This is a genomic window from Vibrio sp. C8 (assembly GCF_054051265.1).
This window is the reverse complement of record NZ_JBPAOE010000004.1, coordinates 82,571-109,220: the sequence shown is the minus strand read 5'-3', so window position 1 is coordinate 109,220 and position 26,650 is coordinate 82,571. Positions and strand designations below refer to the sequence as shown.

Genomic DNA, 26,650 nt, shown 5'->3' with positions numbered 1-26,650 from the left:
TAGCCAACTGACGTTGTTAGTGAATACGATATTCACGAAATTACAGCCAATAGAGACGATTTCTATTGGCTATTTTTTTATCTGACTATAGCTCAGAATTTATGACTAAGAGTTCGCAATAAATTGCTTTCTTAACTCTTCAATCTGATCGCGTGTTTTCGCCGCCATCTCGAACTCAAGGTTTTGTGCATACTTGTACATTTGACCTTCTAACTTACTGATCTCTTTATCCAATTGCTGTGGAGTTAAAGACCCATAGTTAGCAGCATCCTCTGCGACTTTAGACAGCGCAACCACTTTACTTGATTTCTGTTTGCGAGATTTAGCAATATCGCCGATTTCCATAATATCTTTGATATTACGTTTTAGCGCCTGTGGTTTAAGTCCCATTGCCTCGTTATAAGCACGTTGTTTTTCGCGACGGCGGTTGGTCTCATCCATTGCTTTCTTCATCGACTTCGTGATGCTGTCAGCATAAAGAATCGCTCGACCTTCAAGGTTACGAGCAGCACGACCAATGGTCTGAATCAGAGAGCGTTCTGAACGTAAGAAGCCTTCTTTGTCCGCATCCAAAATCGCAACCAAAGACACTTCTGGCATGTCCAGACCTTCTCGCAACAAGTTGATACCGACCAATACGTCAAATTCGCCTAAACGTAAATCTCGAATGATCTCGACCCTTTCCACTGTATCGATATCTGAATGAAGATATCGCACCTTAACACCATGTTCATGGAGATATTCGGTCAAGTCTTCCGCCATACGCTTAGTCAACGTAGTGACAAGTACTCGTTCATCTTTTGCAGAGCGGATACGAATTTCAGACAACAGATCGTCAACCTGAGTAGCAACAGGGCGAACTTCGAGCTCAGGATCCAATAATCCAGTAGGGCGAACCACTTGATCAGCCACCTCGCCAGCCGATTTCTCTAACTCATAGTTGCCCGGAGTCGCAGAAACAAAAATCGTCTGCGGAGCCAGTGCTTCGAATTCTTCAAATTTAAGCGGTCGGTTATCCAGAGCTGAAGGTAAACGGAAACCAAACTCCACCAGCGTCTCTTTACGTGAACGGTCACCTTTAAACATTGCGCCAATCTGCGGAACAGTAACGTGGGATTCATCAATCACCAACAAACCATCATGTGGCAAGTAATCAAATAGAGTCGGTGGCGGCTCGCCCTCATTGCGTCCACTCAAGAATCGAGAGTAGTTTTCGATACCCGAGCAGAAACCTAGCTCGTTCATCATTTCAATATCAAATTGCGTACGCTGAGTAATACGCTGCTCTTCCAGCAGCTTATTATTTTCAAGCAGATACTTACGGCGCGACTCAAGTTCAACTTTAATACTCTCAATCGCTTCGAGAATGCGTTCACGCGGTGTGACATAGTGAGTTTTCGGGTAGACAGTAAAACGCGGCAAGTCTCGTTGTTTTATCGCACCAGTAAGCGGATCAAACAAGCTAATGCATTCGACTTCTTCATCGAACATCTCGACGCGCACCGCATCTTGGTCAGATTCAGCAGGGAAAATATCAATCACTTCACCGCGCACACGGAACTGACCGCGCTCAAACGCTACATCATTGCGGGAATACTGAAGCTCCGCCAAGCGACGCAGCATATCACGCTGATTGATCACATCTCCCCGGCGTAAATGAAGCATCATCTTCAAGTAGGAATCAGGGTCACCCAGACCGTAAATCGCAGAAACAGAAGCTACGATGATGGCATCTTTGCGCTCCAGCAACGCTTTAGTAGCAGAAAGACGCATTTGCTCGATATGAGCGTTTACAGATGAATCTTTCTCTATGAAAGTATCCGTCGTCGGCACATAAGCTTCAGGCTGATAATAGTCGTAGTAGGAAACAAAGTATTCAACGGCATTATTGGGGAAAAAAGCTTTCATCTCTCCATAAAGCTGCGCTGCAAGCGTCTTATTCGGCGCAAGCAAAATCGTCGGTCGTTGTGAGCGAGCAATGACATTCGCTAGGGTAAACGTTTTACCAGAACCCGTAACACCCAACAGGGTTTGATGCGCAAGTCCTGCTTCAATTCCTTCTAAAAGCTGCTCTATGGCTTTAGGCTGATCGCCGGATGGGCGATAATGTGATACCAATTCAAACGCCTTACTCATACGCTTTCTTCCTACAGTCTGAACGAGGAACTATTGTCGCTGCTTGCCTTACAGCATGGCAAGTCATAATTGTTATTTACCATTGTGAGAACTTTATATACGAGTTTTTCCCTCATTGTTAAGCTCTCATGAAACAGTTTCATAACTACGAATCGAACTTGTGTTTCAGATCTACCATGGCTAAAAAATAACGTTCGCATCAATCTAAAAAGTTTGTTAATATCGTGCCCCACCGAGCTATACCCATCTAAAATACCCAAATAATAATCCACTGGTTTTCCCCAAAATTTCCAATCTTGACATTAAATTGACCTTTCTCTCGCAGTTTAGAATCGTTAGAAAAAACAGTGGATAACAAGATTTATAAAAGCAAAATCATTAAGTTAGATAAATTGTACAATCGATTACATTTAGAGTTTTCACTTAAATGGAAGCACTTCAAATGATTGCTCAAGTTTCATCAACACACTTATCCACAAATTTGGTGGATAAGTAAATCCAGCGTAATACCCATAAGGGGTACAGAAAAGTAAACTATTTTTTTTGAAAAAAATTAGCTGAATTTTTTAGTGTAAAGGTTGACACTCCCCGTCCCTCTAAGTAACATCCGCACCGCACTAAGCAATTCCCCCTTAGTTCAGTCGGTAGAACGGCGGACTGTTAATCCGTATGTCGCAAGTTCAAGTCTTGCAGGGGGAGCCAAATTCAAGAAAAAAGACGTCCTAGGACGTCTTTTTTTATATCTAAATCTAGCTAAACTGCCGTGCTCGTTCTCCGTTTAAGCTTAAACTCAAGCACAGTTGACGCTTCAAGTTCTTCGCCACCTATCGCGTTCAATAACATTTCCGCAGCTTTTTCTCCCATGCGGACATAATCAAATTCAGCGCTCGTTAGGCTCGGATATGCATGCTCCGCCATCCCTGAACCTTCAAGACATACTATGGCGATATCCCCAGGTACTTTTAACAACCTACGATGGCATTCAAATAAGGCACCAATCGCAATATCCTCGTGGCTACAAACCAAAGCATCGAGTGTTGAGTCACGTAACAATAGCTTCGCGAGTCCTTCCGCACCCAGTTTAGATGATGGCGCCTCTGGTGTAGTCAGAAAATGATCTGGCGTTAAATAGTTTTCTATCATAACACTTTGCCAACCATGCAACTGGTGTTGCAACGTAAAATGATCGCCTCTTGCTCCGATAAAACCGATGTTTTTAAAACCTTGATCAATAAGATGTTTGGTACAAGATTTACCCGCCTCAAAATAATTAAAGCCAATATTCAGGTAATCATCTTTTGAACTTTTTTCAGCTATCTCTATAACCACAGCATTTGATGACTCAAGCAACTGATGAGTACGCTGGCTATGTTCACGTCCAAAAAGTACAACTCCTGAAGGTCGGCTTTCTAAAAATGTTGAGAGTAATTTCTCTTCCTGAACCGGAGAGTAGTCACTATAACCAAGTAGCAACTGATAGCCCGCCTTGTTCAGAGCATGCTGAAAGCTTGGTAAGAAAAATGCGCAGGAATTTTCAAATAGAGAAGGGATAATTAGAGCAACGGAATAGCTTTGAGCTGAAGCCAGCGCACCCGCCGCCTTATTAGGGATATAACCAAGGTCATCAACTACTTGCTGAATTTTCTCTCTCAGTTTGTCAGACACCATTTCTGGTGTTCGTAGCGCGCGTGATACGGTCATAGTACCAACACCCGCTTGTTTTGCTACATCGGCTAGCGTGACACTGCCAGTACTTCTTCGTTTACGAGGTTCGCTCATAGTTCCAGTTTAACTTTCTTGATGTTGCAGCAGGGCAAGATACCACTGCACATTACTAATGTTTTGGGATAGTAACGCATAAGCTCCTTGCACAAACGAATAAAGCTCAAGAGATGATGAAAAGTATTATCATCGTCACACTAAATGATAGCGCTATCAGATAGCGCTATCATTTGTGACTTAATTCAAATTTTTCTCTCATTTTGATCGGTAAAGTAGCCACAAATAATAAAACTGATTGGACCTACCAATGCTACGTGAACTGATTACCTCTGACGTTATTCGTATCTATCCAGATGCAACTGACTGGAAAGACGCTATACACAAGTCCTGTGAAGCTCTGCTTGAAATCAAAGCAATAGAACCTAGTTATGTCGATGCAATATGCCGCTCGCATGAAGAAATAGGCCCTTACTATGTTGTTGGTCCCGGTATGGCGATGCCTCACGCTAGGCCAGAAGATGGCGTCAATCGCTTATCGTTGGCAATTACAGTGATTCAGAACGGTGTGACTTTTCATGCTGAAGAAAATGACCCAGTTAAGATGCTCGTTACGCTAGCGGCAACTGACAGCAATAGCCACGTAGAAGCCATTGCTCAACTTGCGGAACTGTTTATGAATGAAGAGCACGTTACACAGATTTGTAATGCCAAAAACAAAGATGAAGTACTTGATGTCATTGGCAAATATTAACTTTACCTCCTGATATTCCCATCATCTGATGGGTAACCCCTACAAATACAAAAGGTATAAATTATGAAGATTATCGTTGTGTGCGGAAACGGCCTTGGCACCAGCCTTATGATGGAAATGAGCATAAAAAGTATTGTAAAAGAGCTTAATGTTGAAGCAACCGTTGACCACGTAGATTTAGGATCCGCAAAAGGAACAGATTGCGACATCTTTGTCGGTACAAATGATATCGCTGAACAGCTCAACACATTGGGTGTAGAGCCTCGTATCGTTGCTCTGAACAATATGGTCGACAAAGTGTCGATGAAAGAGCGCTTGTCAGTAGCACTTCAAGAGCTTGGCGCTTTATAAGGAGGGGATATGGAATTCTTTAATTTCTTGATGAATGATGTCCTTTCAGAGCCAGCAGTACTGGTTGGTCTCATCGCTTTGATCGGTTTAATCGCTCAGAAAAAATCGGTGACTGAATGTATTAAAGGCACGGTAAAAACTATTCTCGGTTTCATCATCTTGGGCGCAGGGGCTGGTTTGGTTGTCGGCTCTCTAGGAGACTTTGCTACCATTTTCCAACATGCATTTGGCATCACAGGCGTAGTACCAAACAATGAAGCCATCGTATCTATTGCACAAAAAGCATTTGGCCGCGAAATGGCGATGATTATGTTCTTTGGTATGCTGGTTAACATTTTAATTGCACGTTTTACGCCTTGGAAATTTATATTCCTGACAGGTCACCATACTCTGTTCATGTCTATGATGGTCGCTGCCATTCTTTCGACTAGCGGAATGAAAGGTGTTCCACTTATCGCATTGGGCTCCGTCGTTGTAGGTACCGTAATGGTGTTCTTCCCAGCGATTGCTCACCGTTATATGAAGCAAGTAACAGGCTCTGATGATGTCGCAATCGGTCATTTCTCTACCCTATCTTATGTGTTAGCTGGATTTATCGGCAGCAAATTGGGTAATAAAGAACACTCGACTGAAGATATGGATGTGCCAAAGAGCTTGCTGTTCTTACGTGATACTCCAGTCGCTATCTCTTTCACAATGGGCATTATTTTCATTATTACTTGCCTGTTTGCAGGTGGTGACTATGTTCGCGAAGTGAGCGGTGGCAAACACTGGTTCATGTTTGCATTGATGCAGTCCATTACCTTTGCTGGTGGCGTCTACGTCATTCTGCAAGGTGTTCGAATGATCATCGCTGAAATTGTGCCAGCATTTAAAGGTATCTCAGATAAATTGGTACCAAATGCAAAACCTGCATTAGATTGTCCTGTTGTATTCCCATACGCGCCGAATGCAGTATTGGTTGGCTTCTTATCGAGTTTTGCCGCAGGCCTTATTGGTATGCTTCTACTTTATGTAATGAACTTAACAGTCATTATTCCGGGTGTTGTTCCGCACTTCTTTGTTGGTGCAGCTGCAGGTGTATTCGGTAATGCTACAGGTGGACGTCGCGGTGCTATTTTAGGTGCATTCGCTCAAGGTCTACTGATCACATTCCTACCGGTATTCCTATTACCTGTTCTTGGTGACCTTGGTTTTGCGAACACCACCTTTAGTGATGCCGATTTCGGCGCAATTGGTATCTTGCTAGGTATTATCGTTCGTTAACTCAAACGTAAGACTAAAATCCGATATTAGTTATCTGATATCGGATTTTTTACGCGTTTCGAAAGCAAACTTTTTAAAGCACTTAGACTTTATAACATCTTTAAAAATCTAACAAAGATGTCAAATAGTAAGCGTCAGAAGTCTATCTGAATAATGCAACTCAAAGACTATCCGCGTCTTCTGGTATTAATCCACCAAGTAGTGCTTTTCGCCACTGCCCGGAATGTGGGTCGTAAGCACCAAAACCGGAGCTATACTCCCAATAATTCCAGCTATACCCTCTCTTTTCTGCTTCCCTTGTAATGAATGCAGTCCAAGCTTGCTGATCCTCTGGCGGAGCATATTGGCTGTATACACCAAACTCACCAATATTTATCTCAAAGCCACGATTTGGTGCCGCGTTCCATTTATCTACAACATTTAGGTAATCGAGCAGCACTTTACGCTGGGATTGTGTCGCCAACCAACGAGTACCGATCCAAGCATCTGCGCCTTCAACCCATGAAGCTCCCTGATGAGTAAATTTAAACGGTTCGTAGAAATGTACAGTGATGATTGTGTTCTTGGGATTCGCTGCTCTCGGAAGTCGAAGATAGGGCAGTTTCACCACACCGCCCCAATCCGCAGTTCCAATCATGACCTTGCGTTGCCCAAGAGCGTTGTTTTGAGTTTTAGCGTTCTTGTTCCAAACAAGATTGGTTAAGTCTACAACTAGGCTATTCCATTCTCTCACACCAACATCTTCGTGAGGTTCATTTAGAAACTCAAAAATCAACTGATCCTCACCGTATTGGCTGATAGGGAAACGGTTAGATATTTGCTGCCAGAACTTTAATAGCCGTGAACGCTGATAGCTATAATCTCTATCGTCATAAAATAGTTCATTAAAATGATGGGTATTAATAATTACTTTCAAGTTTTCTTGGATTGCTTGATCAACCACCTCTTGAACCCGTGACATGAAAGCGTCATCGATAGTATTGGGATCGCTAGGCAGTGTATGCGCGCTCCAACGGATGGGAATCCTTACACTTGAAAAACCTGATTGACTGATGTTTCTAAAATCACTCGCTTTAATGGTCAGGTTGCTATTCCATTCTCCTTCGTAAGTGGGAGATTCCAGATAATTTCCCATATTGATGCCCCGTCCAAGTAGCGTGGTGCTCAACCCCTTGCTTTCATTCCAGTGATACATATCTGTGTAATAGCTTTTTTCTAGAACCACAGATTGTTCTTTGTTTTCGTTATTGTTGGAACCCGAACCGCACCCGATGACGGTGAAGAGACTAACATAGACCACACTGATTATCTTTATCCCACAATTCATAATTTGTCCTATAACACTCACTGTCATGAAATATAAATTCAACAATAGAGATAAAATAAGCCTTACTTCCATATAGAAGCAGAGCTTATTCAAATACAAAAATTAATTTTATTATTCGTAAGGTAAAAACCTAACTTGTCGATATTTAGCATAAACAGGATAGCCATTATAATAACTTGGTGGAAATTGTGGATTGGCACTGATCCAGTTATTAATAAAAATTTGCATATAGTCTGACACTTGTTTATTGACTCTACGAACTTGAACCCATCGATTCTGATAGCGGCTGAATACTTCCCAAGTCACACCATACTGGTCTATTGTGAATGCATATTTTTCCATGCTCCAAATCGACATACCATACTGCCCCAAGTCAATATCTAAAGGAGACTGTTGACCGCCAACCCATACGTTGGTGTGCAGTAATTTGGTTCCGCCCATTAGCTCAATATCCACTTCATAATGACTGTATGTGCCCGCTTCTCCTGCATAGGTAAAAAATGAACTTATAGTTCCAGGTACAGCACCTGCCTGCATTTCGACTTCATAGCGACCACGTCTAACATATTGATCGGTTCGAATTTCAGAGCAACTCTTTCCATAAGACTCTGGCTTTGCATGCATAATTAATAAGTCAGCTTCGCGCCAAATATTTTGTGCTTTCCATGTACAATCAAACTCACTTCCCCCATTTCTCCAACCATCAGAAACTAGCCAGTTCATCCCGCTCCAATTAAGGGCGTAACTGGAAGAAGCAAACAAAATATTAAGTAGCACCGCATAACTACAGTTTCATAGAATAATGTTCATGGTTGATCTCTTAGCTAGGTTAATATAACCGATGTATAACTTCATCGTTTTCAAGAAAAAAGCACAACAGCAAAATATCTTTGTTTCTTCTTTTTCTTCAGGAATAAACTCTAGAGTTATTTCTTGAAAATTGTCCATACCTAGCTATGAAAACCTCAAATAAGTCATTTATAAAAATTTAAATAAACAGGTGCTATCACAATTCCTTCACCGCCATGAAATAGTTTCTTGGAAGTAATTAAATTATTTAACTGACGTACAAAATACACATATAGGCGAAAATCTATTGCCAAATACACATACACACCACTTGTAATATTCATTGACATGTCGTGTTATAAAAATCCGAATTTAAAAAGCTAAAAATACATTTCCACCCCACAAGGGTTCACGGCGAGAACAAAGATTTCTATTTGTATTGATAAAATTTCACGAGGTTAAAATGAATAAAAAACGGCTAGGTGTCGTTGCTATAGTTAGTTGTGGTTTTATTGGACTTAGTGGCTGTGCTGTTGAGAAAACTACGGCCAATAATGCCATCATGGGTCAAGAAGAGCTCATCACTAATGGCAACTTTTCACAAGGTACAGACGGTTGGTGGGCAGCAGGAGCTGATTTGCAGGCTACCGATGAAATGGGCTGCATAACGTTTACCAAAAAGGGAAGTAACCCTTGGGATGTTATCCTTGGACAATCGGGACTAGCCTTGAAAAAGGGCGAAGACTACCATCTAAAATTTAGTGCGTTAGCGAAGCAGTCAATAAACGTCAAAGCGCTCGTACAACATAATGGCGCGCCATACACCAACCACTTTGTTAAGGATATTTATCTCAATCAAGAGCTGAAACCATTTGAGTTTTCATTCAAGCCATCTGGTGATGACGATAGTGTTCAATTTCAATTTCAAATGGGAACAGAAACACCAACAACAGTCTGCGTCAAAAATGCATCTTTAACCGGACCTCAATATGTTAAAGAAAGCGACCTTGCTAGCGTTAGAGTTAACCAAGTCGGCTACTTTGTCCACGGGCCTAAACATGCCACGGTCGTCACCAAAGAAACTTCACCAATGGCTTGGGCACTCTTAGACGCTAACAAGAAAATAATCGCGAAAGGTCAAACAAAGCCATTTGGCTTAAATAAAGCCTCTGGTGAACATGTCCAATTAATCGATTTTAGTAGTGTGCAAACTCCGACGAAAAAAGCGATCTTAGAAGTTGACGGACATCAAAGTCACCCATTTGTCATTGATAACGCCATCTATAGCAAGATGAAATATGACGCGCTCTCTTTCTTTTATCAGCAACGAAGCGGTATTGATATTCTTCCTGAATACGTACAAAGAGCCGATCTTGCTCGACCTGCTGGACACAAACCAGAAACGGTTACTTGCTTCAATAAAACCGATGCGAAGGGAAATCAGTGGCCAGGATGTGATTTATCATTAGATGCCACCGGCGGCTGGTATGATGCAGGAGATCATGGGAAATACGTTGTAAACGGTGGTATTTCGTTGTGGACACTGACTAACTACTACGAAAGAGATAAGCAGGCTGCACGTAGCAACGCATTTTCGGATGGTAAAGTTCAACTTCCAGAAAATAAGAACAAATTCAACGATCTTCTCGATGAATCTAGCTGGATGATGGATTTCTTGATGTCAATGCAAGCTCCTGAAAACAGTAAAGTTTGGGTTCCTGTAGGTGATCAATCCAACAAACTCGATCATCTGAAACTTACTCAAATTAATGCAAGTGGTATGGCTTTTCACAAAGTTGCTGATGATGCTTGGACGGGAATGCCTTTACCTCCTCACAAAGATCCACGCGAGCGTTTCCTAAGCTATCCAACAACAGCCGCTACGCTCAATTTGGCTGCAACTGCCGCTCAATGTGCGAGAGTTTGGCAAGAACTGGATCCTAGCTATGCTCAGCGTTGTCTGACTTCTGCAGAAAAAGCGTGGAAAGCGGCTAATCAACACAAAAATGTTTATGCGTACGACAATTTTGTTGGATCAGGTCCATATGATGATACCCAACTAGACGATGAATTTTACTGGGCAGCCGCTGAATTATTCATCACAACTGGTAAAGAAGAGTACAAAAAAGCCGTTCAATCTTCACCTTACTATCTAACTACACCGAAAGGAGATATTAAGGCGACTGGCGATCTATACTGGCAAGGAGTGAGCGCAGCAGGAACATTGTCCCTTGCTATCGTTCCGAATAACTTACCAAGTCAAGAAATCGAAAAAGCGCGCGCTAACATCATTAAAACTGCAGACGCTTATTACCAAGCTATTGAAAAAGAAGGCTATCAAATTCCTTACAGCACAGAAGAATATCCTTGGGGTTCAAATTCAAATTTAATGAATCGCAGTATCTTCTTGGGAATTGCTTATGATTTCACAAACAATACCAAATACGTAGACGGTATTGTTGATGCGATGGACTATATCTTAGGCCGCAACGCTTTGGATCAGTCTTATGTTTCAGGCTATGGTAGCCGTCCACTACTTAATCCTCATCACCGTTTCTGGGCTCATTCCGCTGACAATGAATCTCCATTGGTAGCTCCAGGAGTTATGTCCGGCGGCCCTAACTCTATCAACTTCAGTGATCCTGTTGCAGCATCAATGAAAGGCAAGTGTATTGGACAAACTTGTTGGAAAGATGATATCGGTGCGTGGACGCTCAATGAAATTACGATCAACTGGAATGCTCCATTCTTCTGGGCTGCAAGCTTCCTAGATGAAACTGTTCAGTAGTTAAATAACCATTACGTGACTAAGCCGAAAATAAATTCTATTTTCGGCTTTGTTTATTTATCTAGCTTTTTTATCTATATAGAAACCTAGCTACTCCCTTCAACGCAATCAAAATTGCCCTTTCAGTATCTTGGGTTGGCATGCTTAACCGAGGTTACATGCCATTAAAAAAGACGTCCTAAGACGTCTTTTTGGGAGTACAGATCTTTACTCAAATGACCTAACTGATCATTGGCGGTTCAAAAGCCGTGAGTTTGAGTGCTTCACCTGTATATTTCTCAATACGCACCAGCGCCGAGTTAGCAGCACAGCCATTTGCCAAACGAGAGGTTGGAATATCCAGAGTAAGAACGTTACAACCACCGTTCTTACATAAACCAGTCTGTTTATCAAAATCTGGCCATGCACCTTCGTGAATACAGACTGAACCCTGTTTGATTCTGTCAGTGACTTCAGCACCAACCAGCACCTGCCCTCTTTGGTTAAAAGCACGAACAAGGTCACCAGTTTTAATACCGCGCTCAGCCGCATCTTGAGGGTGAATCCAAATAGGCTCCCTGTCAGCAATAGCATATTGCTCTCGAATTGCTGCGTAGTTGAACTGACTGTGCAGACGGTGCGCCGCATGGGCAGTCATTAGCTGCAGCTCTCCATCTTTGGCATTACCTGTATATTCATCCGGAGCCAACCAAGTTGGATGAGGAGGACAGTCCTTGAGGTTATAACCTTCAATCGTTTTGGAATAAATTTCAATCCTACCACTTGGCGTACCTAATGGATTTAGAACGGGATCCTCTCGAAATGCTGCGTGGCGAACAAACTTAGCGTTCTTTTCATTCCACTTCATTTCAATAAGCTCGTTGTCTTCCCAGAACTTACTGAAGTTCGGCATAGCCACTCTTGCGTTACGACCACCCTGTTGCGCGGCGGTATAGAATCCGTAAAGCCATTCCATTTCCGTTTTGCCTTCGGTATACACATCGTGTCCACCCGGCGCTAACCGTTCAGACATGTCGGCAAACACATCGAAATCGTTACGTGACTCCCCTTCTGGTTCCACCACTTTTTTCATTGGCACTAGATGTTGATTACTGTAGTCACCCGTCATAGTCAGATCATTACGTTCAAACGATGTTGTTATTGGCAACACTATATCGGCATGCTTCGCCGCTGCTGTCCAATACGGTTCAGAAATAACTATCAGCTCAGGCTTTTGCCAGGCTCTAATTAACCTGTTTGTATCTTGATGGTGGGTGAAGTTAGCACCACCCGCCCACCAAATCATCTTAATATTAGGGAACTTAAGCTCATGCCCGTTATGCATATAAGACTTACCCGGATTTTCCAGAGCTTCAACGATACGAGCGACAGGGAAACTTTCAGTTGCACCAGATACCGCCCAGTCGTTGCCTGCAGAAGAGCCGCCACCCAGTGAAGCTGAAATCGCAGGAAGCACACCCGCATCGCGAGTTGGGTTACCACCGTTTGAATAGTGATAAGAAAGACCAAAGCCTCCACCAGGTAAACCAATTTGGCCAAGCATCGCCGCTAAAGTAGCAATCATCCAATGTCTCTGCTCACCATATTGTTGACGCTGCATACCCCATCCAGACATCAACATGGTTCGATTCTGAATGAAAATATCCGCCAACAATTCAAGTTGCTCCGCAGGAACGCCACAGATCTCAGATGCCCATTGAGACGTTTTTTCTACCCCGTCTTCTTGCCCCATCAGATAAGCTTCGAACTTATCAAAGCCCGTGGTGTATTTATCTAAGAAAGCTTTATCGTGCTTACCTTTTTTCACTAAGGTATGAGCAATACCAATCATCATCGCCACATCGGTCATTGGATGAGGCGCGATCCATTGTGCATTCTCTCCAAAAAACTCAATAGTTTCTGAACGAATAGGATCTATAGCAATGATGGTTTTTCCGGACTGCTTCAGTTGATGGAAAAACTCAAGCCCTGCGCAGTCTGTTGAACTCCACGCGATTTTTAGAGTGTTTACAGGGTTTAATCCCCACAGAACAACTACTTCACTGCTCTCCAAAATCACAGGATAAGTCGTCTGTTGTTCATACACTTCAATGGAACCCATCACATGCGGCATAATGACTTGCGCGGCCCCAGTAGAATAGTCTCCTAGGTGACCTGAATAACCACCAGCCATACTCATGTAACGTTGCAATAGGGTTTGAGCTTTGTGTAACACGCCACTTGAACGCCAACCATAAGAGCCAGCAAAAACGGACGCAGCGCCATATTGCTTACGAATGCGCATATGCTGTTCATGGATAAGCTTGTACGCTTTCTCCCATGAAACACGAACAAACTCGTCACTGCCTCGCACACCTTGCGGAGAGCTAGGATTGGCAAGAAAACCTTTACGCACCATCGGATATTTTACCCGAGCCTTAGTGTACACCTGATCAGGTCCTGTACTCTGGAGGCTATTCGGCATGGTTTGAGCCAGTGCATTTTTCGAGGAAACCAACTTACCATCTTTCACTTCACATAACAGTGGCCCCATTCGGCCAGCAGTTAAAACGCCACTTCCACGGCTATTTAACGCAGCTACTGAAAGAGGTGAGAAAGAGCTGTACGCGATAGCACCAGCAGTAATACCAGTACCTTTTAAAAAATTACGGCGAGTCAAATTAGTCATAATATTATCCTTCTCTTATACCCTTAGTGACCAACCACATCTTTCGCGTGGTGTTGGAAGAACTTAGTGAGAATTTCTAAGTTTTCGACAGAAATATCTGTACGATCACCCATACTCTTCGCTACAGGTCCCCATGCGTTCACCGTAAAGTGATTCGAAGGTATTTTTGCATGACAAGTCGAACAGTAAACGTTATCCAACTCTTCTGCGTATGACCAAACAGGGTCTAGTGAACTGACAACCGGAGAGTTAATTACCCCTGTTAACGACACTTTGCGCCATTCATTGTCATAATCATCCGCTTTGTACTCCCCAGCTTGTAGAGCTTGTTGCCCTTTTTCTGTCAATGTCGCCACAATCGCGCGTTGACCTTCACCCATGTAAAGCACTTGTTCAGCACCTTTCATCTGGTAGGCATCGAGTTTGACTGTACGCTCATCACCATTAACATCGATCACATCTAACTCTGCTGTTGGATTCAGTTTACCCAAATCTGCAATCGCAATTTCCGTAACTGGATAGACAATTTTCGCATCAGCTGGGGTTTGTTTGGTAAACGACATCAATGTATCGAAAGCTTTGCTATCCAGTTCGACTTCAGGAGCAAAGTGAGCAACCCCTTTGTGGCAGTCAATACAGGTTTGATTTTCTTCGATACCGTATGCGTGCATTTTTGCAGATTCTCTAGACTGGGCAAATGGCTCCATAGCATCAGCATTATGACAGCTTCGGCATGTCGCTGAATCATTCTCACGGAATTGTTGCCAAACCATCTCAGCCAACTCTTTTCTGTGAGCTTCATATTTTTCAGGGGTATCTATCTTGCCAGTGATAAACTCGTGGTAAATATCTTTAGTTGCACGAATCTTAGTAAACAAGTAATCCATTGTATCGGTAGGGATGTGGCAGTCTGAGCATTCAGCTCTTATCCCTTTTGCATTACTGAAATGAACGGAACCTTGGTATTCTTTATAAGGAATTTCCATTGAGTGGCAAGAAAGGCAAAATTCTGTATCTGAGGTGTAATGCATAATCGCCGCACTACCGCCCAAGGTTAACCAACCGATACCTATGCCCACCAGCATTAACAAAGCGACGTATCTTTTTTTTATCGACATATCTAGAACCGCTTAAATTTGGAATGTAAAGATAAGTGTAATGTAGTTTCTAATACTTTCTAGTTATACGACTTAGATCAAACTCTACCTGTTTAATACAAACTTTATGTATATGTAATAACTATCATACATGCATTAACCAAATAACATCTCAGCTTGTACTATACGTGCTTGATAGATGTCCAGATCCGCATTCAACACGACTGCAATGGCTTCAAAATAAGAGTTGATCTTTCTCCATCGCCCGATCTTCTATCTTAATGATGGCCTGTATGAAGACAAAAAATCGAAACCACTAATACAGTCACGAAGTGAGCCGTGGACAGATAAGAAAAATAAATTAAAGATTCGCCTGAATTTAAAACAAATACTCTGAAATCTTCGGAAAAAGTGACTACATAAACGGCTATCAGGTGACTCACATTCAGAATTAAATTGTGCTTTTGACAAATTTTTTGCCCACTGAGCAACTTCTTGCTCGATTCAGGCAACTTCTTGCTCAGTTCAAGCAACTTCTTGCTCAATCAGTTTGAGAAAAACCATAAATCATTGATAATTAATGAAATAAAAGTTGGCACGAGCCTTGATATATCAAGTAACTTACTCATTTAGAAAAAAGGAAAAGTTATGCCAACTCCATGTTATATCTCAATTAACGGTGAAACCCAGGGTCTTATCACCGCTGGCGCTTGTACTGCAGATTCAATCGGTGATTCTTTTGTTGAAGGTCATGAAGATGAAATGCTGGTTCAAGCATTTTCTCATGACCTTACCGTGCCAACCGACCCACAATCCGGTCAACCTTCCGGTCAGCGTGTTCATAAAGCGTTTAAGTTTACCGTGTCACTCAATAAAGCGGTGCCGCTTTTGTACAACGCATTGTCTTCCGGTGAGAAAATGAGTGAAGTGACGCTCAAATGGTATCGCACCTCCATCGAAGGTAAGCAAGAGAACTTCTTCACCACTAAGCTAGAGAACGCCTCCATTATTGATATCCGATGTGAGATGCCTCACTGTCAGGACCCATCAAAATCAGATTTTACGCAAAACCTCACCGTATCGATGTCTTACCGCAAAATTACGTGGGACCACGTGAACGCGGGTACATCGGGCTCAGACGACTGGCGTAAGCCGGTAGAAGCGTAAGCGCTTTTAATCGTTACTTAATCTGAGTACATAAGTGAGGCGTGTAATGAAAATCTTAATCCCTGTTGCCCACATGCCTTGCATGGGAACGAGCAACGTGTGAACAAGATGCTCATATTAACGATTACGGCGCTTATTAGTACCACGGCTTGTACTGACCAAGGTTATCCCAATGATGACCATTTTCAAGCGTGGCGGATTGGAGCCGCAATTTCCAAAGAATTTCCAGCAGTGGTCGGCGAAGCCTATGGTGTCAATGAAAAAGAAGACTGGACCAGTATGATGTTGTCTTATGGCAATCTAACTGGCGCTAGCCGCTTAAATATAGAAAATATGCGACGTTATACCTATCCCGAATACGATGGCTATGTGTTGCCGTTAACTGGTGCGATTAATTTCACACCCAATCAATTAGGGAAAGGCAAAAAGTCATTGCCTGATACTTTGTATGTTTATTGGTGGTCATCAAATAACTATGTTCAATACACCACCGTTGTCGACGTCACCCCTCAAATCAAAGCAGCAATGGTGAAACCTTATCCGCATCCTTGGCTTGAAGGGCAGCATTGTTATCAAACAGAGTTTTTATTCGGCCTATTACCGGATGGGCGTGCAAAATTATGGCTTAAAGGTTGCGACTATTATACCTATATTGATGAATATAAACCGACAAAAACAGTTCCACCTAAAGATCCCTCTTTGGCAAAAAACAAACCCATTCCTTGGGATAAAGTGAATAAAGTTTGGGTGAACAAGAACTATAAGATGCAAAACCTTGAAGATGTGGTCTCGTCTGATTCGAATGGCCGTATAACCTATGTTGAGAATAGAGTTAGCCCGGTCTCTGAGGGTGCGGTGACAAAGCCTGAAAGTCGTTGCTGGGCGGATAAACCCGAATCTAAACCTGTCACGTTATCGCATGGCTCAGATGAATATCAGTTGCTGCGTTTACTCTGGAATAATGCGACCAAGTTAATGGGTGCCCTACCAAACGAATATAATGATAGTGCAACGGTACGACAGGCATGGACTGAAGCGAAACAGCAAGGGCTAAGTGATGACGAGAGGCAAGTCTGGGTGCTCGCTCGCTTAGTGACCCTGTCTGATTATCCATTGACTGCCCTTACTGAGGAACTGTCCCTGTCAGAGAGCAGCATCACTCTTTTAAAGCAGTACATGAGTGAAATGTGTGATGAAAAATCTTAGTTCCTTTTGCCCATATGCCTTGAATGGGAACGGCCAACGTGTGAACAAGATGCTCATATTAACGATTACGGCGCTTATTAGTACCACAGCATGTACCGACCAAGGTTATCCCGATGACGACCATTTTCAGGCGTGGCGGATTGGGGCCGCAATTTCTTATGAATTTCCATCAGGGGTATTACAAGCCTATGGGATCAATGAGAAAGAAGATTGGACCAGTATGATGTTGCCATATGGAAATCTTGTACTTGAGCCTCGTCTGACAATTGAGAACTACCGCCGTTACACTTACCCAGACTATGACGGAAACGTTCTCCCTTTAACGGGGGCATTAAATTTTACCCCAAACCAGTTGGGGAAAGGCAAAAAGTCTCTGCCAGACCAGTTATATGTCTACTGGCGTAATAACTCCACGGACTACACCACCGTTGTCGACGTCACCCCTCAAATCAAAGCTGCGATGGTGAAACCTTATCCACATCCTTGGCTTGAAGGTCGGAATTGTTATCAAACAGACTTTATTTTTGGACTGCTACCGGATGGACGTGCAAAATTATGGCTTAAAGGTTGCGACTATTATACCTATATTGATGAATATAAACCGACAAAAACAGTTCCACCTAAAGATCCCTCTTTGGCAAAAAACAAACCCATTCCTTGGGATAAAGTGAATAAAGTTTGGGTGAACAAGAACTATAAGATGCAAAACCTTGAAAATGTGGTCTCGTCTGATTCGAATGGCCGTATAACCTATGTTGAGAATAGAGTTAGCCCTGTCACTGAGGATCCCCAGTGACAAAACCTGAATGGACTGAAGATGTGACAAGGGACAAATCTGGGGCTTGCTCACATGATGACTTTGTCTGATTATCCACTGGCGGCTCTTACTCAGAGAGCTGTGCCACTCTTTTAACGCAGTACATAAGTGAAATGTGTGATGAAAAATCTTAATCCCTCTTGTCCACATACCTTGCATGAGAAAGCGCAACGTGTGAACAAAATGCTCATATTAACGATTACGGCGCTTATCAGTACCACAGCATGTACCGACCAAGGTTACCCCGATGACGACCATTTTCAAGCGTGGCGGATTGGGGCGGCAATTTCTTATGAATTTCCATCAGGGGTATTACAAGCCTATGGGATCAATGAGAAAGAAGATTGGGCCAGTATGATGTTGCCATATGGGAATCTTGTACTTGAGCCTCGTCTGACAATTGAGAACTACCGCCGTTACACTTACCCAGACTATGACGGAAACGTGCTTCCTTTAACGGGGGCATTAAACTTTACCCCAAACCAATTGGGGAAAGGTAAAAAATCTCTTCCAGATCAGTTATATGTCTACTGGCGTAATAACTCCACGGACTACACCACCGTTGTCGACGTCACCCCTCAAATCAAAGCAGCGATGGTAATGGAATATACGTATCAGAGTGGCTCGTTTGAAGGACAAAGTTGTTATCAGACAGATTTTATTTTTGGTTTATTACCGGATGGGCGTGCAAAATTATGGCTTAAAGGTTGCGACTATTATACCTATATTGATGAATATAAGCCGACAAAAACAGTTCCACCTAAAGATCCCTCTTTGGCAAAAAACAAACCCATTCCTTGGGATAAAGTGAATAAAGTTTGGGTGAACAAGAACTATAAAATGCAAAACCTTGAAGATGTGGTTTCGTCTGATTCGAATGGCCACATAACCTATGTTGAGAATAGCGTTAGCCCCGTCTCTGAGGGTGCGGTGACAAAACCTGAATGAACGGACAAGTCTGGGTGCTTGCTCGCATGATGAAGTTGTCTGATTCTCCACAGGCGACCCTTGCTGAGAAGCTGTCTCTGCCAGAGAGCTGTGCCACCCTTTTAACGCAGTACATGAGTGAAATGCGTGATGAAACAGTTCGATAGTTAAATAGTCATGATGCGATTAAGCCGAAAATAAATCCTATTTTCGGCTTATTTTATTTATCGATTATCGATAGAAATGTCTAACTCACGCGCTTCAGCTCAATCAAGATTGCGCTTTCTGCGTCAAGAATTGGCATAGCTAGGCCGACGTTCTGACACCACTCACCAGACATTTCACAGCCAGAAACCGTCCATTCAGGTTGGCAAGCCACAATGTGGTTGAAGTTCTCCGGCCTATCAATAACTGATACTTGGTAAGTTGATTCTGGGTCTAATCCGACAATACGCAAATGACCACTTAATGAATACGTTGGCATAGCGAGCTGAGAAACCAATACCACAGCTTGTGATTTATCTTGCGACACCACCGCATGAACTTGATGCGCTTTATCCTCGCTTGGAATTCGCCAAGTTGTGCCGCTGTGTAGCAATGGGCGCAGCGCTTTGTGTAACTTCACATAGTGTTCAAAGCCTTGCTTCTCTTCTTGGCTTTCTTTTACAGGGTCTAGCTCAATACCCATATGACCAAACAGAGCCGTTAAGCCTCTGAATTCAATACTGTGCTGACGTCGTGTACTGTGGCAATGGCTAGCGCCGATATGACTCCCCATCACTTCTGGCGGGAAGAAATAGCTCATTCCTCGCTGAATGGTTTGACGTTCTAAAGCATCGTTGTTATCAGATGCCCAGAAGCGTTGTGTTCGTGTCAGCACCTCGTAATCAATACGCCCACCACCTGCGGCGCAGGATTCAATTTCCACATTCGGGTGCTTGGCGCGAACTTTATCCACCAGCTGGTAATAACGCTGCGTTTGCTTATGAGCAGCAGCCATTCCCCCATGAGCAGGCTGAACCACTTCCCTGTTCATATCCCATTTGATGTAAGCGATGTTGTAAGTGGAAAGAAAATGGTCAAGTCGCTCAAACAGATAATCAAAGGCCTCTTGGTTTTGCAGATCAATCACATACTGATTTCGCCCTGTAGGCTGCTCATAGCCGTCCACAGCCAGCAACCAATCAGGGTGTTGTCTGTAGAGGTCGGAATTTTTGTTGATCATTTCCGGTTCAAACCACAAACCAAATTCCATACCAAGTTGATTAACATGCTCAACAACTGGAGTCAGACCTTGAGGGTATTTTCTTTCATCAAGGAACCAGTCACCCAATGCAGCTTTATCGTCATTTCGACCTTTAAACCAACCGTCATCAATAATAAAGCGTTCGACACCCATGGCTGCCGCCTGAGTTGCCATTGACATAATGTATTCAGGATCGTGGTTGAAATAGATACCTTCCCACGTATTGAGATGAATTGGGCGAGGCTTTGCTACAAACTCTTTCGGTAAAATACGATGACGTACATGAGCATGAAACTGCTGACTCATGCCGTTCAGACCTTTATCGCTGTAGCTGGCATACAGCCATGGCGATGTGACACTTTCTCCCTGCGACAATGAAACTTCACCAGCAAAATAAATCACTTCAGCTTGCACAAAACGACGCCCATCGGCCTTAACATCCGCACGCATGCGGTGGTTGCCGCTCCAAGCAAAATGGAAGCCCCACACATCACCCTGCAATTCATCGAAATGCTGCTGGCCTGCAATCAATGCCGGATAGTGTTCATGAGACGTGCGTCCACGACGGTTTTCTTGCTGATAACCACCATGCATTAAAGGCTGGCGAGCAGTCTGGAACTCGTGAACCCAGCGGCCAAAAAATGTCATCAGTTCATTGGCTCTAGCAGGCAAAGGTAAAGTATTGGCTAAGCGATTAACCTGATAAACACCCGCTTTTATATTGGTTAAAGTATGACGAGTTTTCACCACGTCATCAGCGTCTAAACACAGTTCCGTAGTTAGCGACAAACCTGCTAGTTCATCAACGCTTTCAATACGCACCCCAGTGTCAATTTCTACTATTTGCTTAACAACGAAGACCGGAGCCCAGTCCAAGCCGTCGCGATGCCCTTCGACACCCGGACTACTGAAAACACCACGGCCCAATTCTGGGCTTAATGTCATTGAGACATCTTTATCGAGGCGGCCAAAAGGCACAGGACGATACAAACTCTTCCTATAGTTTTCCAAAGCACCTTGAACGGGTTTACCCCAATAGAGAATCTCTGCAAACTCTCCGACCTCAACGATGATTTGGCTCTGTTTACCGGTTAAGTTAATTAATACTGGCTCCGTCACTGTCTGTTCCCTTCAAACCTTTTAATTTTCGATATCATAAGCAAAACTGAAAAACTTTCTGTGATTAAAGCCATAATCATGGAAACGTTTCCATACATCTACAACTTTCGCTATTTTTGTTAGAAAGTATGGTGTTTGGGAAATGCTGACCATAAACAAGCTTAAAAGCTTGAGCTTGCGCAGTAGTTAGGCTTTAAGCACTTGAGTTGTCTAAATAACCGATATTTAATGAGTGCCAGCTAAGGTCTTAGAACCTGAAAACATTTTCACAAACAGTAGAATCATCTTCAGAGAGCCGCTGAAATCACTTAAGCAAAACAACTTAAGCTTGTATGGCATAAGTACTAAACGTTCTCTTAGAAACCTAAGGTAAATATCACTATGGCGACCATAAAAGACGTTGCACGGGAAGCGGGTGTATCCATCGCGACTACTTCTCGCGTCATTAATAACGCCCCACACACCAGTGAAACCGCCATCATTGCGGTTAAAGCAGCAATGGAAAAGCTGGGCTATCGCCCGAATGCAAATGCTCGCGCACTGGTAAGCAAATCTTCCAATGCCATTGGCGTTTTGGTCAGTGATGTGTCTGCGCCTTTTTTTGGCATCATGGTGAAAGCTATTGATACTATCGCCAGTGAGCAGGAAAAGCAGCTACTGGTTGGTAGCGGCTATCATGATGCAGAAAAAGAGCGCAACGCTATCAATCTGTTAATTAACAGCCGCTGTGAATCGCTTGTACTGCATAGCAAAGGCATGAGCGATCAGGAGCTGACAAAACTCGCGAAAGAAGTACCCGGTATGGTGCTGATCAACCGTGTTGTGGCTGACATCGCTTCGCGCTGTATTGCATTAGATAACCGTAAAGGTGCTTATATCGCTACAGAGTATCTGATTAAAAATGGTCATAAACACATCGGCTATATTGCCTCTAACCATAATATTGATGATGCCCATGACCGACTAGCAGGTTACTTTGATGCACTGCGCGATTACGGTATAGAAGCCAGAGATGAGTATGTGGAGTACGGTGAGCCCGATGAGCTTGGCGGCGAGCAGGCAATGGTCAACCTGATGGCAAAAAATACCGACATTACTGCTGTCTCTACCTACAACGATTATATGGCGGCGGGTTGTTTGGTGCTGCTTCAAGAGAATGGCATTCGTATTCCTGAAGAGATGTCCGTAATTGGGTTTGATGACGGACACATGGCTCGCTTTGTTTACCCGCGACTCACCACTATTCGTTATCCCATTCAATTAATGGCAAACGAAGCGGTGAAACTTTCTTTGCAACTGGCAAATAATGAGAATGTTGAACGCTCAGAGTGCAAACTGTTTATGCCGACTTTAGTTCGTCGTTCCTCAGTAGGCAGAGCGCAATAAGCTCCGCTCTATTAGCTTTACCTATAGCACTTGAAGGCGAGCATCTATCTCTTGAGCATAGTTGTTCGCCTTTACTCCATAGATAATTTGCACGTTGCTTTTGTCCAGCAGAACGACACCAAAAGCTCCGTTGCATTTTAAGTAGTCAACATCAACCAGAGCCGAATCATTAAGTTGCAATCTTAATCTTGTCGCACACGCCCCTGAATGGACGATGTTTTCTAGTCCGCCTACAGCTTTTACGATGCCGTCAGTTTCCTGACCAATGTTCGGGTTTACTCTGACTAAAAAATTAAAAAACTGACGAATTTTATCAATCATAAAAACCTGCCGATAAATAAGATGATTTGCAGTAAATACAATAAATAACCCTACACTGTAAGTACATGAACCTAAATTACACCTTAGTCACACATAAAGAACAATCAGTGTTTTCTGAACATGTCGTCATGCAATACAGAGGAACATCATAACTGAGAGTTCTACGCTAATTCGGGCTACGAGTTCAATCTAGAGTGTAAAGTTTAAACTTTTTTTATTCTTAAATTGAAAACCTTATCTTTGGTTGGTTGTTATTGCCTACGCAAAGCAGGATAATACCGAGATCGGAACGAAGACATTATATAATTATGACCGAATATCTTTTGTTGTTAGTCGGCACTGTGCTGGTGAACAACTTTGTACTGGTAAAGTTTTTGGGCTTGTGTCCTTTCATGGGCGTATCCAAAAAGTTAGAAACTGCAATTGGCATGGGGTTAGCGACAACATTCGTTTTAACCTTGGCTTCCGTATGTTCGTATCTTGTAGAAAGTTACATCCTTAAGCCATTAGGTATTGAATACTTACGCACCATGAGTTTTATCCTCGTGATTGCGGTGGTGGTTCAATTTACCGAAATGGTGGTGCACAAAACCAGCCCGACACTCTATCGTTTGTTAGGTATCTTCCTGCCTCTCATCACCACTAACTGTGCTGTTTTAGGTGTGGCATTACTTAACATCAACGAAAACCATAATTTCATACAGTCGATCATCTACGGCTTCGGCGCTGCTGTGGGCTTTTCACTGGTACTGATCCTGTTTGCATCAATGCGTGAACGTATTCATGTAGCAGATGTACCGGCACCATTTAAAGGCGCATCTATCGCCATGATCACGGCTGGTTTGATGTCGCTTGCCTTTATGGGCTTTACCGGATTGGTGAAGTTGTAATGAGTACGATATTAATTGCTGTATTAGCTATCGCGGTACTTGCTGCCGTTTTTGGCGCTATTTTGGGCTTTGCTTCAATCCGCTTCAAAGTTGAAGCCGATCCTATCGTTGACCAAATTGATGCTATTTTGCCACAAACCCAATGCGGTCAATGTGGCTACCCAGGCTGTCGTCCTTACGCAGAAGCGATTGCCAATGGTGACCAAATCAATAAATGCCCTCCGGGCGGTCAGCAAACGATCGAAAAATTAGCCGACTTAATGGGCGTTGACGTTCAAGAGTCCGCACACGATCTCAATAGCAAAGTCAAAACCGTTGCTTTTATTCATGAAGATATGTGTATCGGATGCACCAAGTGTATTCAGGCTTGCCCTGTTGACGCGATTGTAGGTGGTACAAAAGCACTTCATACCGTAATTAAAGACGAGTGTACAGGTTGCGATCTCTGTGTTGCTCCGTGCCCTACAGACTGTATTGAAATGATCCCTGTTGCAACAACCACTGAGACTTGGAAATGGCAGCTAAATGCGATTCCTGTGGTTGATGTTACAAACGCTGCAACCACTCAGCAAAACAGCGGGGATTAAGGATTCATATGTTGTCATTAATCGAACAAATCAGAACGGGTAGCCTGTGGATATTTCCGGGCGGCATTCACCCACCAGAAAACAAACAACAATCGAATCAATCCGCTATAGCTCAGGCTAGTATTCCAAGTGAATTAGTACTGCCTCTTAAGCAGCACATCGGTAAGCCGGGCGATCTACTGGTCACTGTTGGCGACAGCGTTAAAAAAGGCCAGGCATTAACTCAATATACCTCGACATTTATGCTGCCTATTCATGCTCCGACATCTGGCACAGTGAAAGCGATCGAACCGAGAACAACAGCACACCCTTCCGGTCTTGCTGAATTGTGCGTCGTTATTGAAACTGACGGAAAAGATGAGTGGATTGAGAAAACATGCATTGAAGATTTTACTCAATCTTCACCTGATGAGCTGATTGAAATCATCCGCCAAGCGGGTGTTTCAGGTATGGGTGGTGCTGGCTTCCCGACAGCAAAGAAAATTCAATCAGGTCTGTCACGCACTGACATTCTGATCATTAATGCTGCAGAGTGTGAACCTTACATTACCGCCGACGATGTTCTGATGAGGGAAAACGCTCAAGAGATCATTCAAGGCATCAGCATTGTCGAGCACATTCTAAAACCCAAGCTGACCATTATTGGCATTGAAGATAACAAACCAAAAGCGATTGAGGCGCTGCAAAATGCGGCGCTGAATAAAGACATCGTTATTCGTGTTATTCCAACCAAATACCCGTCAGGTGGCGAAAAGCAACTGATCAAGATCTTAACTAATCTTGAAGTACCCAACGGTCGAATCCCTGCTGATATTGGCTTGATGGTGCAGAACGTCGGTTCTATGCAAGCCATTAAACGTTCCGTTGTCGATGGCGAGCCACTAATTCGCCGAGTCGTCACTCTCACTGGTAACAGTTTTAAAAAACCGAAAAATGTTTGGACTCTGCTTGGCACGCCCGTTCAAGCATTGCTTGATGAATTTGGTTATCAGGCTGAGAAGAAACTGCCGCGCCTGATTATGGGGGGGCCTATGATGGGCTTTACCCTGCCACATGCCAATGTGCCTGTAACCAAAACATCTAACTGTATTCTCGCTCCGACGCGTCAGGAAATTGCGCCACAATCCTATGAAATGGCGTGTATTCGTTGTGGTCAATGTGCTGAAGTATGCCCTGCATCCCTTCTCCCACAGCAGCTTCAATGGCATGCAAAAGCAGAAGAATTCGACAAGTGTGAAGAACTGCACTTAAAAGATTGTATTGAATGCGGCGCGTGTGCGTACGTCTGCCCTAGTGAAATTCCACTGGTTCAATACTATCGCCAAGCCAAAGCAGAAATCCGTATTCGCAAGCAGGAATCTGAAGCGGCTGAGCGCGCAAAAATTCGCTTCGAAGAGAAAAAAGAGCGTATGGAACGCGATAAAGCGGAAAGAGAAAATCGCTTTAAAGCCGCAGCAGAAAACCGTCGTCAAGAGATGACCACCAGCGATGGTGAAAACGCGATTGCTGCTGCCATCGCGCGCGTGAAAGCACAAAAAGAACAAGCAACAGCGACGTCCGATTCTGCGGTTAAACCAGCCGTTGCCGCCGCTATTGCCAAAGCGAAAGCAAAACAAGCAGAAGCAGCAAAAACAGGCGCAGCTGAACCTGATAACGCTGAGATGATCAAACTGCGAGAAGAGCGCAAGCGTCAGGCTCGTGAACGTAAGCTGGAAAAAGAGCAGCAAACCGACACATCTGAAGCTCCAGCTAGCGATAAAAAAGCAGCCGTCGCTGAAGCGATTGCCCGTGCCAAAGCCCGCAAAGCGCAGCAAGAATCGGCATCTACTGAAGAAGAAACTCAAGCTGAAACGGACTATTCTGACGATCCGAAGAAAGCAGCAGTAGCAGCAGCGATTGCCCGTGCCAAAGCTCGTAAAGCGCAGCAAGAATCGGCACCTGAAGAAAAAGAAACTCAGGCTGAAACGGAAACTTCTGACGATCCAAAAAAAGCAGCCGTTGCAGCAGCTATCGCCCGTGCCAAAGCTCGTAAAGCGCAGCAAGAATCGGCACCTGAAGAAAAAGAAACTCAGGCTGAAACGGAAACTTC

21 protein-coding genes and 1 tRNA gene are annotated in these 26,650 nt (G+C 43.5%); 14 read left to right on the top strand and 8 right to left on the bottom strand.

Annotation, left to right across the window (positions count from 1 at the left end):
- Nucleotides 1–105 precede the first annotated feature (105 nt).
- Entirely contained in the window at nucleotides 106–2,136 is a 2,031-nt protein-coding gene (uvrB, locus tag ACRQQK_RS02800; RefSeq protein ID WP_457509972.1) for an excinuclease ABC subunit UvrB, read from the bottom strand.
- A gap of 626 nt (nucleotides 2,137–2,762) precedes the next feature.
- Here uvrB and ACRQQK_RS02795 point away from each other — a divergent pair.
- Nucleotides 2,763–2,838, top strand: a tRNA-Asn gene (locus tag ACRQQK_RS02795).
- Between the two features lie 51 nt (nucleotides 2,839–2,889).
- On the opposite strand, the gene ACRQQK_RS02790 is transcribed toward ACRQQK_RS02795, so the two are convergent.
- Nucleotides 2,890–3,915, bottom strand: a complete 1,026-nt coding sequence (locus ACRQQK_RS02790; RefSeq protein ID WP_457509971.1) for a LacI family DNA-binding transcriptional regulator — start codon at nucleotides 3,913–3,915, stop codon at nucleotides 2,890–2,892.
- A gap of 250 nt (nucleotides 3,916–4,165) precedes the next feature.
- On the opposite strand from ACRQQK_RS02790, the gene ACRQQK_RS02785 reads away from it, so the two are divergent.
- From ACRQQK_RS02785 to ACRQQK_RS02775, 3 genes are all read left to right on the top strand, one after another.
- Nucleotides 4,166–4,609 (top strand): PTS sugar transporter subunit IIA, encoded by a 444-nt coding sequence (locus tag ACRQQK_RS02785; RefSeq protein ID WP_457509970.1) that lies wholly within the window; start codon nucleotides 4,166–4,168, stop codon nucleotides 4,607–4,609.
- A gap of 63 nt (nucleotides 4,610–4,672) precedes the next feature.
- A complete protein-coding gene (locus ACRQQK_RS02780) occupies nucleotides 4,673–4,960 on the top strand; it encodes a PTS sugar transporter subunit IIB (RefSeq protein WP_457509969.1) in 288 nt (95 codons plus the stop codon).
- A gap of 9 nt (nucleotides 4,961–4,969) precedes the next feature.
- Complete coding sequence (locus tag ACRQQK_RS02775) at nucleotides 4,970–6,226, top strand: PTS ascorbate transporter subunit IIC (RefSeq protein ID WP_457509968.1); 1,257 nt, start codon at nucleotides 4,970–4,972, stop codon at nucleotides 6,224–6,226.
- Between the two features lie 160 nt (nucleotides 6,227–6,386).
- On the opposite strand, the gene ACRQQK_RS02770 is transcribed toward ACRQQK_RS02775, so the two are convergent.
- Complete coding sequence (locus ACRQQK_RS02770; protein ID WP_457509967.1) at nucleotides 6,387–7,553, bottom strand: glycoside hydrolase family 5 protein; 1,167 nt, start codon at nucleotides 7,551–7,553, stop codon at nucleotides 6,387–6,389.
- 111 nt (nucleotides 7,554–7,664) lie between these two features.
- Nucleotides 7,665–8,276, bottom strand: a complete 612-nt coding sequence (locus tag ACRQQK_RS02765) for a family 16 glycosylhydrolase (RefSeq protein ID WP_457509966.1) — start codon at nucleotides 8,274–8,276, stop codon at nucleotides 7,665–7,667.
- Between the two features lie 529 nt (nucleotides 8,277–8,805).
- On the opposite strand from ACRQQK_RS02765, the gene ACRQQK_RS02760 reads away from it, so the two are divergent.
- Complete coding sequence (locus tag ACRQQK_RS02760) at nucleotides 8,806–11,130, top strand: glycoside hydrolase family 9 protein (protein WP_457509965.1); 2,325 nt, start codon at nucleotides 8,806–8,808, stop codon at nucleotides 11,128–11,130.
- Nucleotides 11,131–11,350: 220 nt separating this feature from the next.
- Here ACRQQK_RS02760 and ACRQQK_RS02755 read toward each other — a convergent pair whose 3' ends face one another.
- Together ACRQQK_RS02755 and ACRQQK_RS02750 are read right to left on the bottom strand one after the other, a co-directional pair.
- A complete protein-coding gene (locus tag ACRQQK_RS02755; protein WP_457509964.1) occupies nucleotides 11,351–13,798 on the bottom strand; it encodes a molybdopterin guanine dinucleotide-containing S/N-oxide reductase in 2,448 nt (815 codons plus the stop codon).
- A 23-nt stretch (nucleotides 13,799–13,821) separates the two neighbouring features.
- Nucleotides 13,822–14,916, bottom strand: a complete 1,095-nt coding sequence (locus ACRQQK_RS02750; protein ID WP_457509963.1) for a NapC/NirT family cytochrome c — start codon at nucleotides 14,914–14,916, stop codon at nucleotides 13,822–13,824.
- A 627-nt stretch (nucleotides 14,917–15,543) separates the two neighbouring features.
- Between ACRQQK_RS02750 and ACRQQK_RS02745 the strand changes: the two genes are divergently transcribed.
- The 5 genes from ACRQQK_RS02745 to ACRQQK_RS02725 all read left to right on the top strand — a co-directional run bounded on the left by ACRQQK_RS02745 (nucleotide 15,544) and on the right by ACRQQK_RS02725 (nucleotide 19,179).
- A complete protein-coding gene (locus ACRQQK_RS02745; protein ID WP_457509962.1) occupies nucleotides 15,544–16,062 on the top strand; it encodes an Hcp family type VI secretion system effector in 519 nt (172 codons plus the stop codon).
- A 108-nt stretch (nucleotides 16,063–16,170) separates the two neighbouring features.
- Nucleotides 16,171–17,268 carry a DUF2931 family protein gene (locus ACRQQK_RS02740; RefSeq protein WP_457510000.1) on the top strand — a complete coding sequence of 366 codons (1,098 nt, stop codon included), beginning with the start codon at nucleotides 16,171–16,173 and terminating at the stop codon, nucleotides 17,266–17,268.
- Between the two features lie 49 nt (nucleotides 17,269–17,317).
- Nucleotides 17,318–18,064, top strand: coding sequence for a DUF2931 family protein (locus ACRQQK_RS02735; protein ID WP_457509961.1), 747 nt, complete (start codon nucleotides 17,318–17,320; stop codon nucleotides 18,062–18,064).
- Nucleotides 18,065–18,205: 141 nt separating this feature from the next.
- Nucleotides 18,206–19,033 (top strand): DUF2931 family protein, encoded by an 828-nt coding sequence (locus ACRQQK_RS02730; RefSeq protein WP_457509999.1) that lies wholly within the window; start codon nucleotides 18,206–18,208, stop codon nucleotides 19,031–19,033.
- Nucleotides 19,030–19,179, top strand: coding sequence for a hypothetical protein (locus ACRQQK_RS02725; RefSeq protein WP_457509960.1), 150 nt, complete (start codon nucleotides 19,030–19,032; stop codon nucleotides 19,177–19,179). Before ACRQQK_RS02730 ends, ACRQQK_RS02725 begins: the two co-directional genes overlap by 4 nt.
- Before the next feature lie 80 nt (nucleotides 19,180–19,259).
- Here the strand turns inward: ACRQQK_RS02725 and ACRQQK_RS02720 are convergent, their stop codons facing one another.
- Nucleotides 19,260–21,377, bottom strand: coding sequence for an alpha-galactosidase (locus ACRQQK_RS02720; RefSeq protein WP_457509959.1), 2,118 nt, complete (start codon nucleotides 21,375–21,377; stop codon nucleotides 19,260–19,262).
- 381 nt (nucleotides 21,378–21,758) lie between these two features.
- On the opposite strand from ACRQQK_RS02720, the gene ACRQQK_RS02715 reads away from it, so the two are divergent.
- Complete coding sequence (locus ACRQQK_RS02715) at nucleotides 21,759–22,763, top strand: substrate-binding domain-containing protein (protein ID WP_457509958.1); 1,005 nt, start codon at nucleotides 21,759–21,761, stop codon at nucleotides 22,761–22,763.
- A 21-nt stretch (nucleotides 22,764–22,784) separates the two neighbouring features.
- On the opposite strand, the gene ACRQQK_RS02710 is transcribed toward ACRQQK_RS02715, so the two are convergent.
- The gene (locus tag ACRQQK_RS02710) at nucleotides 22,785–23,084 is read right to left on the bottom strand and encodes a PTS transporter subunit EIIB (protein WP_171138422.1); all 300 of its coding nucleotides are present in this window, start codon (nucleotides 23,082–23,084) and stop codon (nucleotides 22,785–22,787) included.
- 308 nt (nucleotides 23,085–23,392) lie between these two features.
- On the opposite strand from ACRQQK_RS02710, the gene rsxA reads away from it, so the two are divergent.
- The 3 genes from rsxA to rsxC all read left to right on the top strand — a co-directional run.
- The gene (rsxA, locus tag ACRQQK_RS02705; protein WP_042486237.1) at nucleotides 23,393–23,974 is read left to right on the top strand and encodes an electron transport complex subunit RsxA; all 582 of its coding nucleotides are present in this window, start codon (nucleotides 23,393–23,395) and stop codon (nucleotides 23,972–23,974) included.
- Nucleotides 23,974–24,561 (top strand): electron transport complex subunit RsxB, encoded by a 588-nt coding sequence (gene rsxB / locus ACRQQK_RS02700; RefSeq protein WP_457509957.1) that lies wholly within the window; start codon nucleotides 23,974–23,976, stop codon nucleotides 24,559–24,561. The genes rsxA and rsxB overlap by 1 nt, the downstream gene beginning before the upstream one ends.
- 8 nt (nucleotides 24,562–24,569) lie before the next feature.
- Nucleotides 24,570–26,650, top strand: a 2,081-nt coding sequence (rsxC, locus tag ACRQQK_RS02695; RefSeq protein WP_457509956.1) for an electron transport complex subunit RsxC, incomplete at its 3' end; no start/stop codon positions are given.